This is a genomic window from Ciceribacter sp. T2.26MG-112.2 (genome assembly GCF_900492205.1).
GTDB classification, from domain to species: Bacteria; Pseudomonadota; Alphaproteobacteria; order Rhizobiales; family Rhizobiaceae; genus Allorhizobium; species Allorhizobium naphthalenivorans_A.
Map to the genome: position 1 here is coordinate 148698 of NZ_UEYQ01000007.1, position 12685 is coordinate 161382.

General features: G+C 60.0%; 10 protein-coding genes and 1 pseudogene. 2 read left to right on the forward strand and 9 right to left on the reverse strand.

What is annotated here, in order from left to right:
* Positions 1–177: 177 nt before the first annotated feature.
* Positions 178–2457: an FdhF/YdeP family oxidoreductase gene (locus DYZ14_RS13205; protein ID WP_154721095.1), complete on the forward strand. Its 2280-nt coding sequence runs from the start codon at positions 178–180 to the stop codon at positions 2455–2457.
* Here DYZ14_RS13205 and DYZ14_RS13210 read toward each other — a convergent pair.
* From DYZ14_RS13210 to coxB, 4 genes are read right to left on the reverse strand one after another with little or no spacing between them, the layout of a single operon-like run.
* A complete protein-coding gene (locus DYZ14_RS13210) occupies positions 2438–3082 on the reverse strand; it encodes a cytochrome c oxidase assembly protein (protein ID WP_154721096.1) in 645 nt (214 codons plus the stop codon). The two genes, DYZ14_RS13205 and DYZ14_RS13210, sit on opposite strands and share 20 nt — an antisense overlap.
* Positions 3079–3462: a hypothetical protein gene (locus tag DYZ14_RS13215; RefSeq protein WP_154721097.1), complete on the reverse strand. Its 384-nt coding sequence runs from the start codon at positions 3460–3462 to the stop codon at positions 3079–3081. Before DYZ14_RS13215 ends, DYZ14_RS13210 begins: the two co-directional genes overlap by 4 nt.
* On the reverse strand, positions 3462–5969 hold the full coding sequence (ctaD, locus tag DYZ14_RS13220; RefSeq protein ID WP_154721098.1) for a cytochrome c oxidase subunit I: 2508 nt from the start codon (positions 5967–5969) through the stop codon (positions 3462–3464). The genes DYZ14_RS13215 and ctaD overlap by 1 nt, the downstream gene beginning before the upstream one ends.
* Positions 5966–6964 carry a cytochrome c oxidase subunit II gene (coxB, locus tag DYZ14_RS13225; protein ID WP_154721099.1) on the reverse strand — a complete coding sequence of 333 codons (999 nt, stop codon included), beginning with the start codon at positions 6962–6964 and terminating at the stop codon, positions 5966–5968. The genes ctaD and coxB overlap by 4 nt, the downstream gene beginning before the upstream one ends.
* Positions 6965–7183: 219 nt before the next feature.
* On the opposite strand from coxB, the gene DYZ14_RS13230 reads away from it, so the two are divergent.
* The gene (locus DYZ14_RS13230; protein WP_154721100.1) at positions 7184–7687 is read left to right on the forward strand and encodes a cytochrome b; all 504 of its coding nucleotides are present in this window, start codon (positions 7184–7186) and stop codon (positions 7685–7687) included.
* 131 nt (positions 7688–7818) lie between these two features.
* On the opposite strand, the gene DYZ14_RS13235 is transcribed toward DYZ14_RS13230, so the two are convergent.
* The 5 genes and pseudogenes from DYZ14_RS13235 to DYZ14_RS13255 all read right to left on the reverse strand — a co-directional run bounded on the left by DYZ14_RS13235 (position 7819) and on the right by DYZ14_RS13255 (position 12598).
* Positions 7819–8682 (reverse strand): alpha/beta fold hydrolase, encoded by an 864-nt coding sequence (locus tag DYZ14_RS13235; RefSeq protein WP_154721101.1) that lies wholly within the window; start codon positions 8680–8682, stop codon positions 7819–7821.
* A 214-nt stretch (positions 8683–8896) separates the two neighbouring features.
* A complete protein-coding gene (locus DYZ14_RS24670; protein ID WP_154721102.1) occupies positions 8897–9184 on the reverse strand; it encodes a DUF2934 domain-containing protein in 288 nt (95 codons plus the stop codon).
* 139 nt (positions 9185–9323) lie between these two features.
* Entirely contained in the window at positions 9324–10247 is a 924-nt protein-coding gene (locus DYZ14_RS13245; RefSeq protein WP_154721103.1) for an NAD(P)/FAD-dependent oxidoreductase, read from the reverse strand.
* Positions 10244–10904 (reverse strand): annotated as a pseudogene (locus tag DYZ14_RS13250) (DUF6766 family protein). Before DYZ14_RS13250 ends, DYZ14_RS13245 begins: the two are co-directional and overlap by 4 nt.
* A gap of 755 nt (positions 10905–11659) precedes the next feature.
* On the reverse strand, positions 11660–12598 hold the full coding sequence (locus tag DYZ14_RS13255; RefSeq protein WP_154721104.1) for an AraC family transcriptional regulator: 939 nt from the start codon (positions 12596–12598) through the stop codon (positions 11660–11662).
* Positions 12599–12685: the final 87 nt, after the last annotated feature.

A 12685-nucleotide genomic window follows, 5' to 3' on the forward strand; every position in this document is an offset into this window, starting at 1 on the left:
GCCGTGTTCGCCTGCGCGGCCACTGCCGAACCCAGCCCACGTACGGCATTTCATTCGTTTGCCGGCCCTGCCAGTTCCATTTTTTGATCGCGGCACCGGTGCATCCGATCATTGGCCGACGGGAAATGCCGGCGCCAGCGCTCGACACCCGCAGCCGTCCAGAGAAAGCATGACCCTATGGCAGACACCATCCCGAATCCGGAATCCGAAGGACCTGCCGGTGGGTGGGGATCGCTCAAGTCCATTATTCGGATCTATGGCGACAATCATCCACCCGTATCCGTACTCCAGACGCTGTCGCAGCAGAACAAGCCCGGCGGTGTCATGTGCGTATCCTGCGCTTGGCCAAAACCGGCCAACTATCACCCCTTCGAATTTTGCGAGAATGGCGCAAAAGCAACTCTTTCGGACCTGACGAGTGCTCGCTGCACGCCGGATTTCTGGAACGACCACACGGTCAGTGAACTCAGAGAATGGAGGGACTACGATCTCGAGCAGACGGGACGACTGACGCATCCTTTGCGCTATGACGTCGGGACTGATCGGTATGTCGCGGTTACTTGGGATGAAGCCTTCAGCGAGATCGGCCGCGTGCTGAAACCACTTCCGCCCGAAAGAGTCGTCTTTTACGCTTCTGGCCATGCGGGGCTGGAAGCCTCCTATCTCTATGCTTTGCTGGCGCGTGCTTATGGCAATAACAACCTGCCGCAGAGTTCCAACATGTGCCATGAGACAACTTCGGTTGGTCTGACCAAGGTGATAGGCTCACCTGTCGGAACGATCATATGGGATGATCTCCAACAGGCCGATGCCTTCTTCTTTTTCGGCCAGAACCCCGGCTCAAACAGCCCTCGCTTCTTGCACCCCCTTCAGGATGCAAAGAAGCGCGGAGCCCGGATCGTCACCTTCAATCCGGTGGTGGAACAGGGGCTGGTATCGTTCGTCAACCCGCAGAATCCTTTCGACATGCTGACCGGCCAAGAGACGAAGATTTCCGATGAATATCTTCAGGTTCAGGCTGGCGGGGATATCGCCGCGATCCTCGGCCTTTGCAAGGTCGTCATCGAAGCCGACGATGCGGCGCTCGCCCGCGGAGGCAAGCGTGTACTGGACGTCGATTTCATCGCCGAGCATACCACGGGTATCGATCGGTTCATCGATCTGGTGCGGACGACACCTTGGAGCGAAATCGAGCGGGAGAGCGGCCTTGAGGAGAGCGCCCTTCGCCGCGCCGGAGAGATCTATGTCACTTCGGAGCGGGTGATCGGCGTCTATGGAATGGGCCTGACGCAGCATGTGCAGGGCTCCCTGAATATCGGCATGCTGGTCAACCTTCTGCTCCTACGTGGCAATATCGGTCGCGAAGGCGCAGGCTGCTGTCCTGTACGGGGCCACTCGAATGTCCAGGGCCAGCGCACCGTGGGAATCGCCGAGAAGACCGAGCTCGTTCCAATGGATAAGCTCCGGCAACTGTTCGACTTCGATCCGCCCACCGAAGACGGCACGACGATCGTCGATGCGGTGAAGGGTCTCATGGAAGGCCGGATCAGGGCGACGATCTCGCTGGGCGGCAACCTGTTGCGGGCTGTGCCGGACCAAGAGGAGATGGAGCGGGTCTGGCCTCGGCAGGAACTGACGGTCATGATATCGACCAAGCTCAACCGCAGTCATTTGTTTCCGGGAAGACATGCCTATATCCTGCCCTGCCTGTCGCGCCTGGAGGAGGATCGCCAGGCTTCGGGCGTTCAGTCGGTCACGACCGAGGACAGCTTTTCCCACATCTCCGGCTCGATCGGGAAGCGCAGCCCGGCCTCCCGTCACCTCAAAAGCGAGCTTGCCATCATCGCCGGCATTGCCAAGGCAACGCTTGCGCCAAACCCGAAGCTGCGTTGGGACGATTGGACCGCCGATTACAGTCTGGTCCGCGATCTCATCGAATACACCTATCCCGACGACTTCAAGGACTACAACGCCCGCATATTCGAGCCGGGCGGCTTTTATCGCGGCAACGATGCCCGCAACCGCGTCTGGAACACGGAGGAGAAAAAGGCCGTGTTCACCACGCCCTCCCAGCTGAATGCCCTGTCGTTCAAGGATGATGCCGGTCGGTACCGGCTGGTGACGCTGCGGTCCAACGACCAGTTCAACACGACAATCTATGGCTATTCGGACCGCTTCCGCGGCATAGAGGATACCCGCGACGTGGTCTTGATGAGCGAGGCGGACATGCGTGCGGCCGGTCTTGCCGAGGGCCAAAACGTTACGCTCGTCAGCGATTTCGGTGACGGTGTCAGGCGCGAACTCGGCGGTCTGGCGGTAAGGGCGCACAATTTGCCTGAGGGGACGATCTGCGCCTATTATCCTGAGGCGAATGTGCTGAACGCCATCGACCACCACGACGAACTGTCGCAGACGCCCGCCTCCAAGGCAATCCCGGTCAGGATCGAGCCTTCTTGACCGGCGCATCCGCCGCCGCGGCGGGCTCCTCCACCAGCCGCGTCGCCAGCCAGACCCCGCCGGCCAGATACACGATGGCGCCGACCAGCAGCATGATGATGCCGCCCAGCTGCTGGTCCTGCTGGGCGCCCAGGACGATCCCGAAGCAGGTCACCTCGCCCTCGCCGTAGAGCGGCCGCTGGCTGAGCGACAGCAGCGCGCCGAGCAGGGTCATGTGGATCGAGGTCAACAGCAGCGCGCCCGCGCCGATCGCCGCATGGATCCTGTTTTGAGGTTGCGATATTGCGGTCCACCAGAGCAGCATGCCTGCCAGGAGGAAAGTCGCTTGTTCGATGACGGCCGCCGTCACCGAGGCTTCCGCGAGCCGTCGCATGGCAGGTGCATGCCAGCCCCAAACGGTCACCAGTTCCAGAGCCGAGGCGATCACCGGCAGCGCCAAGGGCATCGGTGTCCGCTGCTTCCAGCGTTGCGACAGACCGATGGCAATCAGCGGTGCGGCAATGCCGACAACGCCCATATGCGCCACCATATGCGCCGAAAACGAGGCCCGCCAACTATCCAGCAGGGGCCCAAACCAGACGAGTGCCAGCAAGATGAGGCCCGCCGGCAGCGCGATGCGGCTCACCGGATGCACTCCGTGATGAACAGTGCCGGCAGCGCGGTGAAGATCACGGCAACGAAGCTGAGCCCCGACAGCAGAAGAGTCGCATAGCCCTGAAACAGCAGCCGGTCCCGGCGGCTCGGGTCGTCATGTGGCGGATCATCGGTGCCGAATTCCCATTGACGCCAGGCCAGCGTGGCCGAGACCAAGATCATGATGAGCGCCGGAACGGTGATGATACCGATGGCGACCCTGAGGTTGTTGAAACTCAGCCCGAGAAAATCCGGCTTCTCGCAGAAGATCGCGGCGCCAATATAGCAGAACAGGAAATGCAGCGCCCAGATGACGGGCGCGGTAAAGAGCGTCCAGAGGGATTCAATCTCGCGCGGAAGAAGATGCCACATCACAGCGCCTCCGGGAAAAGGCCAACGACGCCGAAGGTTATAAGGGCCGTGACCAGCGTGAAGTGCCAATAGAGCGCGACATTGCGGATTTCCATGTCGTGACGGGGTGTCATGCGGCCGGCAAGGCTGCGCGCCAGGCAATAGACCTGCATGATCACACCCACTGCGCCGTGAACCGCAGTCCAGATGACCAGGACCCAGACGATCGCCGGGTAGACATGCGCGGTCGGGTCCATGCCAGATGTCCACGGTCCCGCAAGTGCCGCGCCGCATCCGGCCAAGGCCGAGACGGCGCCGATCACGATCAGCGCCCGCGCCAATCCGACATATCCGCGCCGGTTCACCTCCCTTGCGCCAACCGTCGCGGCCCAGGCCGCAGCAAACAGGCCAAGCGCCATCATCGGCCAGAAGACGCCGGGACCGCTCAGCCCACCCGTGAAATCCTGATGGATCGTCCAGAAGAAGAAGTATCCGAAGACAAGGCTACCGAACGCAGTGCCGTCTCCGACCATGGTGATGAACATGGCCCACCATCCCACGGACTTTACCCCGGAGGCATAGAGCGGCAGGCTGAGGCCCCGGCCGACATCCTTCTCTTCCTTTTCCGGAATATGCCCCGTTCCGGTCCACAGCCAGTAGAGGATGGCCACCAGGAAGGCGACGCCCGAGACGAGCGAGACCATCCACCATTTGAAGGTGAGCGCCACAAAGACGATGCCGAGCGTGACGGCGCTGATGATGGTGATATAGGACGTGCCGCCCACGCGCAGCACCTGTTCCGGCTCCGCATCAAGGACCGAGGTCACCAGCGTTTCCCGCCGTCCCTCCCTGGCGTGAGGCAGATACCAGTCGCCCCGCTTGACTTCCTCGGCAAGCCCCTTCTGGTGCCATAGCGGATATCGGCTGGTGATCCTTGGGATGGAGCGCATTCCCCATTTCTCCTCGGGCTCACTGATCCATTCCAGCGTGCCTGCATTCCAGGGATTGACCTCGCCACGCGGCTGACGGCGGCGATGCAGGGTGACGTCCACGACGACGGCGAACATGCCAATCCCGAGCACCACCGCTCCCATGGTGGACATGAGGTTCAGCCAATCCCAGCCGAGATCGCCTGGATAGGTGAAGACCCTTCTTGGCATCCCGCGGAGTCCCGCAATATGCATCGGGAAGAAGGTGATGTTGAAGCCGACGAACATCATCCAGAAGGCAAACCGGCCCACTCGCTCGGACATATGTTTGCCGTCGATCAGGGGATAGTAATAATAGAGCCCGGCAAAGACGGGAAACAACATGCCGCCGATGAGCACATAATGCAGGTGCGCCACGACGAAATAGGTGTCATGCGCCTGCCAGTCGAAGGGGACCAGCGCCACCATGACGCCGGTGAGGCCCCCCATGACGAAGATCGCGATGCCGCCCATGGCAAACAGCATGGGAATCGAGAAGACCACCCTGCCCGCCAGCATCGTGGCGACGAAGACGAAAATCTGCACGCCGGTGGGAATGGCAACCGCTTCTGACGCAGCCGAAAAGAAGGCGAGCGAGATCTGCGGCAGGCCCGTCGCGAACATATGGTGCACCCACAGCCCGAACGACAGGAAACCGGTGCCCACGGCGGCGAGCACGATCCAGGAATAGCCGACGATAGGACGGCCGGCGAAGGTCGGAATGATCATCGCCAGGAGCGCGATTGCAGGCAGGAAGATGATGTAGACTTCGGGGTGCCCGAAAATCCAGAACAGATGTTGCCACAGGAGCGGGTCGCCGCCGCGCTCGGGATCGAAAAACGGCCAGTCGAACATGCGTTGCATTTCGAACAACAGATCGCCGGCGATCAACGGCGGAAACGCAAACAGGATCATGCCTGCCACGATCAGCAGATACCAGGCGAAGAGCGGCATGATGTTCACGCGCATTCCAGGTGCGCGGCACTTCATGATGCCGACTATCAGTTCGACGGCGGCCGCGAGCGAGGCGACCTCGATGAAGGAAAGCCCCAGCAGCCAGATATCCGCGCCGATGCCCGCCTGCTCGCTGGTAGCGAGCGGCGGATACATGAACCAGCCGGCATTCGGAGCGGCATTGAAGAATATCGAACCGCAGACGAATACGCCACCGATCAGGAAGCTCCAAAATCCGAAGGCGCCGAGCCTCGGGAATGGGAGTTCGCGGGCACCCAGCATCGATGGCAATAGAAAGATCGCCACCGCCTCAAAGATCGGCACCGCAAACAGAAACATCATGACGGTGCCGTGGAGCGTGTAGACCTGGTTGTAGAACTCGGCCGACAGCAGATCGTTTTCTGGAACGGCAAGCTGAGCGCGCACGAGCAGGCCCAGCAAACCGGCAAACAACATAAAGGCAAACGCGGTCGAGCCGTACCAGAGACCGACCTCGGTATTGTTGACCGAGGTCCAGTAGCGCCATCCCGACGGGTTGGACCACACGGCGCGCAGTTGCTTCTCTTCGGCGCTGGTGTCTTGGCCATGCATCTCGTCAGCGCTCATCGCAATCCCTTCAGCCAATTGGCCACGTCGGACAGTTCATCCTCCGACAGGCCAGGATAGCCCGGCATGTGGCTACCGGGTTTGATCGACACGGGATCGGCGATGAAGCGTGCCATGTTGGTCTCGCTGTTTTCCATCCGCCCGGCGCCAAGTGTCAAACGTGACCCCACATGGGATAGGTCGGGGCCTGCTGTCCCCTTCGCTTCCGTACCGGCTATTTTGTGGCAGTCGCCGCATTTCTCGCGGAAAAACACGCCCCGTCCGGCATGTTCGGCGTCAGACGTTGCCGGAACACGGCGCTTGTCGAGCCATGCTTCGAAGTCTGCTGGCTCCATGGCCACCGCGGGAAAGGCCATCAGTGCATGGGAGGTGCCGCAAAATTCCGCGCATTGGCCGCGATAGGTGCCGGGACGCTTGGCAAGCAGAGACAGGCGATTGGTGCGGCCGGGGATAAGATCCATCTTGCCGCCAAGCGCGGGAATCCAGAAGGAGTGGATCATGTTGGCGCTCTTCAGCGAGAACTCGACACGCTCACCGACAGGGAGGCGTATCTCGTTCGCCGACGACACGGCGCTGCCATCGGGCCGATGGTAGACGACATGCCACCAGAACTGGTGTCCTACAACCTCGATGCGCGTGCTTGCCGCTTCCGCCTGCGCAAAGGGGCGCAGGAAGGGCATCAGCCAGAGCGCATAACCAAGGAGCGCTGTCAGAACGACGATCGGAAAGACCGCTCCACCCCATAGGATCACCTGGCCGGCCGCCGTCTCCGATATGGTCTTGCGCTTCCACCTTGCGGCATATTGAGCGACGACCACAACGAAGGCCCAGATAACCAGACCAGCGGCGGTCATCACCCAAAACAGTGTGGCTACGCTTTCCGCCTCTTCCCCCGCGGGGTCCAGCGCGGACTGTACGCCGGCGCAGGACACGACCACGGGACAGAGGCACAAGCATAGTGCCACCGCCCGCCGTCGCACCCACAACGCGCCCATACTCCCACCGAAACTTTTGGGCCCTGATCTGATGGTCAATCTGCTCTGTCCCCGACAATCGACTTTGCGACCTATCAGCTCATCTAGTGCGACAATTGCCGCCCTGTAGGGGCAAGCGGTGGAAGTTTGTGCACTCTCGGCCACTGAGCCGGCGACGCGGAACTTCCTGTGGCCGCAAACGTTCACACATTAAGTTGGGCGGCGCTTTGGAGCACACCGATGGCAGAAAGGGTATGTGGTTACTCTCGCATCCAGGTGGGCCTCCATTGGGCAGTCGTGATCCTTGTGGCTTTTCAATTTCTCGCGCATAACGCGATCGAAGCGGCCTTCAAAGCATTCACAGATGGGGATCCGTCGCCCCAGGGACCCACCCTACTCAGCCTTATGCATATAGCCGCAGGTATGCTGATCCTGGCCTTGGCTCTATGGCGGATCTATCTACGCATCACGCGCGGCGCCCCCGCCCCCCCTGCCGACGAGCCTATTCTCATGAAGTTCATATCCGAAACCGTACATCGGCTGATCTATGTCATGCTTTTATCGCTGCCGGCATCGGGCGCCCTTGCATGGTTTTTTAATATTGGTTCGGCAGCGGTGGTGCATGAATATCTGCAAGCATTGCTTCTCGGGCTTATTGCTGCCCATATCGCCGGCGCCTTGTTCCAGCACCTGATCCGCCGTTCCAATGTCATGATGCGAATGTTCGCACCGGAAGAAGTCTAGGCCCCGTCGCCCGGAGCATCGGCCTCGCTTATAATCCTCTCCGACATGTGGCGGGATCGCGAATAAGGCTGCGCTTTGCAGCCTTTGTGTAAGACAAGGGTGTCGTCCTGTGCTTAGTAAATAACGCCTTTCTAAAGAACGCGCTTCAGAAAACCGAGGAGCGCATCTGCAAGTTCCAAAGGCGCCTCCTCGGCCATATGATGGCCGCAGTCTATTCCGTGGCCCGCAAGCCCGGTCGTCCATGGTTGCCAGACCTGCAGAACATCACCATAGATTTTCTCCAGATCATCCCGTCGTGACCAGAGAACGAGAGTGTCGCATTCAACCCGCCGCCCCTCTGCACGGTCCGCCTCATCGTGGGCTCTGTCGATTCCCAGGCCTGCCCTGTAATCCTCCAGCATTCCGTGTACGGTGCCGGGATCGTGAATAGCACGTAGAAAGTCGGCGTAGTTTTCCAGGCCCATTCGATCCGGCGAGCCTTGATACCAGCGATCTGGATCTGCCAGGATCGCCTGCTCGGGTTTGTCAGGTTGCGCATAAAAAAACCAATGCCACCAGGCTGCGGCAAAACCGGCGTCACACCGCTCCAGAGCTTCGACGATGGGAACCCCGTCAAGAATTGCAAGCGCCCTCACGTGGCGAGGAAAATCCATCGCCGTGCGGAAGGCTGTATAGCTGCCCCGGTCATGGCCGATGATCGCGAACTCACCAAAACCCAACTGTTGCATCAGCGCGACGCAATCGCGCGCCTTTGCGCGCTTGGATGATCCGGAATGGTCGGGACTGTCGAGCGGTTTTGAAGAAAGGCCGAATCCCCTGAGGTCAGGGCAGACAACATAGTAGTGTTGGCTCAACAGGGGGGCCACCTGGTACCATGTCATATGTGTCCGTGGATGCCCGTGCAGGAGGAGGACCGGCGTTCCTCTGCCTCCGTGGCGCACCCGGAGCGTCGCCTCCGGCAGCTCGAGCATTTCAAGAGTGAAATCAGCGAACATGATAACCTCCAGCTATCAAAGCCTGCACCGGCCGCCGTGGGCGTGTTCGATTTCATGCTGCGCATGTAGCGGACCGCAAGGACGCTTGCTTATTACAGCGCCCAGATCGCCGCCAATTGCCGAAGTGGTCACGGCCCGTATCAGCTCGATAGAGCCTGTCATTTCGTCGGCAGAGCAGGCCTCTGAACCGGTTGTGCCCACTCATCGCTCGCATCTATCTGACCGGAAGGTGCCCCACATGGTGCAGCGGGTTGGTACCGTCGCCGGCTTGTACGGGATCCTCAGGACGCTCCGACTTGCCCATTCTCACAGGGGGAACATCCTGTTCCTCGGTCCCGCTTTGGGGAGCCTCCGGACCCAGCGGCATAACGGCATCCGCGGCGGGGCCATCGATGTCCGCCTCGGCGCGAAGCCAATGGTCTTGCCTGCGACCCTCCACCTGACCCTCGGCAAGCCAAAGGTGGTAGGCCCTGTCCCTTATCCGGTCTTCCCTGCTATTCATCGAATACCCTCCGGGTTGTAGTTTGTGGGGAAACTGGCCAAGCCCCCGAATGTTCCGGCACAACCGCTCAGCCCATCAAGGTTCGATACGCTCTCTGGCTGGCAGTCCAAGACCGGCGTAGAGGCGTGCGAAACAGCATTCACTCCTGGCGCAGCAAGGGGTTCTCACTACAAAGGTCATTACGGATGGCCGTCGCCGCAATACTTGCTTGGCCGATCGCCACCGCGATCTGATCGAGGCCCTCGGTCACGTCGCCAGCAGCGTAAAGCCCCTGCACCGTTGTTCGCTGATGGCGATCGACGACCAGACAACCCTCTGGTGTTGTCTGGGCGCCTGCCGCCGCGCCGAGGCTTGACTGGGCGTCGGATCCCATGACCACGTAGAGGGTATCGAACCTTCTGACACGATCGGCAAATCCAATATCCATGAAATCCGAACCAGCGGCATAATCGACGATCGGCACATCGACAACTTCGACACCGAGTTCCGCGAGCTGGCGATACTGGGCCGGGGAAAGTCCCAGGTTCCCGCTCTCCGAGGCGACGGTAACACGGGAGGAAAAGCTGCGGAGGAACCTAGCCTCGCCGAGAAGCCTCGGCCCGTGCCCAACGACGATCACGGCCTTGTCAGTGACCTCGTAACCATCACAGATGGGACAGTATCTCAAAGTTCCGTTCTCAAGAGCGGCGGTGTGGACTTCATTCGGCATACTGGGCCGGCGATCGCGCGTGCCCGTTGCCAAAAGAACGGCCTCTGCAGCGATAGCGACTTCACCGTGTTGAATGACGAAGCGCCCCTCCTCATTTCTAATTTTGCGCACGTCGGTCTGTACAAGCTCGATGCCGTATTGCCGGACCTGATTTCGCATGCGCCGAAGCAGGTCGGGTCCGGAAATGCCTCCGGCACACCCCGGCTGATTGTGTGAGCACGCGATAAGTTCGGCCCGGCTCTGTCCCGCGTCGGCCAATATTACTGATACGTGAAAGCGTGCCAAATAGAGTGCAGCCGTCAATCCTGCTGGTCCCCCACCAACTATGATGACTTTCTTTGTGACGATCATCATGCACCCCTTTCCGCATGCGGTGCCGCGACCGGCTTGGATTCAGGCGAACCTCTGAACCGCAGAAAGATCGAGAACAAGACGAGGACAGCAGTTGAAAAGAACTCCGATTGCCAGTTCTGAAAAGACCCGAACCAGAATTGTGCGCTCAGCAGATGGGTGTTGACTTGATGGCGGCAGCCTCCCATGCGTCGCGGTATCAACCGCCTGACCAGCGCCGCTTTGCCACAGATGAAGGAAGAAACTCAAAACAAAGAGCCCAAACAGGGCCAGGCTCAGCGAGTAGCTGTAGCGCGTTCTGAGAAATTTGCCGGAGCGCACGATGGCTGGTGCGCCAAATCGGTGCATTTCCAATACCGGGCCGACTTCTTGCGCCGTCTCTTCGTCGGGGTCCTTGGCGCCAGCTGAGCCGCGTTGATACAGAAATGCCGTTAGGACGACATAGGCCGACATCTGCAGGAATTCGCTCTCCCAGTTTTCGGACAACGCGGAGAGGAGATGTCCTGAACGCGCGTATTGGCTTGCGGACACCGCCGCGTGTCCTTGCTTGACCAGTTCCTGATTGTAGGCAGCAAGACCGGCCAGAATCATGCCAAGTAGGCACGCAAAAGTGACGAGTGACAGAATGATCGCCAGCCCATTCTCTTTGATAAATCTCACCGAGTAAGCTCCTGGTTACTTCAGAGGAGGCCGTGACGGATACCTGTATGTCGTCCCGCCGCTCAAACCCTGCACGATCGATAAATGTTCCAGCGCTGCTGGCGGGCTGTCACGCCTCTCACTGTTAAGCGACGTCCGGCGCCGCCATTCAGGAGGAGCGAAGATCATAAGGTCACCGACCATTCCGATCATCGGAACGCAGAGCTTCCGGCTTTGCCGCGAGAGGGGGTGCGTGCGAATCAGCGCGCTCGGATTGCTTACGCGAGCCCTCGGACTGGCTATCTCGCCCTTCTGGACCGCGAGGCCTTCGATCTGACGATGGGCATTCTTTGGACCTCCAAGGATGCCGAGGACGCGCTCAGTCATCACCCGAAAGAGGTCGAGCGGTTGATGAGGCAATTCAGGCAGGCCGGCTATACGACCCGCAGGTCGCTGGTCCAGCCGCGCAATTCGAAAACGATCGCGTTCCCATTATCGGCAAGGCGGCAGCATGCTCGCCACGATAGGTCTCACCTATTTCAAGTCGGCACTTGCCGCGGACCAACAGGCCATCAACCGCTGTGCCCCCGTCCTAAAAATCTGCGGCATTCGCAGTCGCGGAGGATGTCTAGCGCCTGTCGAGCAAGCTTGCCATCGACGAGACGGGGATGCTAGCTTGGGTTGAATGCCAAAACGGCCGAGATCCCGGTTCTCAATAGCTTCGTAATATGATGAGTGGTGTTCGCCAAAACCCTGCTCAGAGGACAGGCCATCAGCTACATGAGCTTTCCCGAGTATCCGCCGATCACGGACTTCGCCCTGATGCGGGCCGCTTTGCGATAGTCTCGAGGTGTGAGGCCCGTTTCCATTCGGAAGTAGCGGTTGAAGTTCGAGAGGTTGTTGAAGCCGGCCTCGAAGCAGATATCGGTGATCGAAGTCTCCGTCTCCGCAAGCAGTGTGCGGGCGCGCCAAACGCGGACCGAGCGGCTGTAGTCGGAGAAGTTCATGCCGGTGAGGCGCCGAAAGGCACGGGAGAAGGCAGAAGGCTCGAAACCGACCTGTTCCGCCACTTCATGCATCTGGGCACCAGGATCCGATTGCAGGATCTGGATCGCCTGGTCGATGCGCCGGTGTCTGCGGTCCGACACCTGATTGTAGATCGAGATGAAGTGTTCACTGGCGAGCAGCCGCTTTTCAGGAGCAGCTTCGATTGCCTCTAGGATTTCCAGCAACAGTCCGAGTCCGTTGCGATGTTCCAAAGCATGAAGCTTAAGAATCTTCTCTCCGATCGCAAAGGCGTTGGGGCCTAGAATCTCGATTCCGCGCTGTGCGAGCGGCTTCAGCCGGTGCAGCACGTCAAACTCAGGACAGATCGCGCGGACACCGATCAAGGCATCCGCATCGAATTGCAGGACCATGTCGCGGCCGGGAAGTGGCGGTGCACCCGGTGTGATCCAGTTATGCGGCAGATTGGTGCCCGTCAACATCAGATGCCCCGGCCGAAAGGGGCCGATATAGTCACCGACATAGGCAAAGCCACTCGCATCCGGGATGAAGTGGATCTCCCATTCGGGATGGTAGTTCCAGATGCAGATCGGATTGGGGTAGTCGTCGCGGCGGATCAGGTAGGAGGCGCCTCCGGGCAGCACGATCTGCTCGCGCGTCGCGGTGAAGGTTTCCGAGATCGACTGCGGAAAATCTGATGCAATAGGCATTCAATGCCTCGTGTTGTGGCGCACAAATGTCAAAATAATACCAGTTCTGCGACAAAGGCAAACTAGTTCGTGGTGAACGCTTGCGCA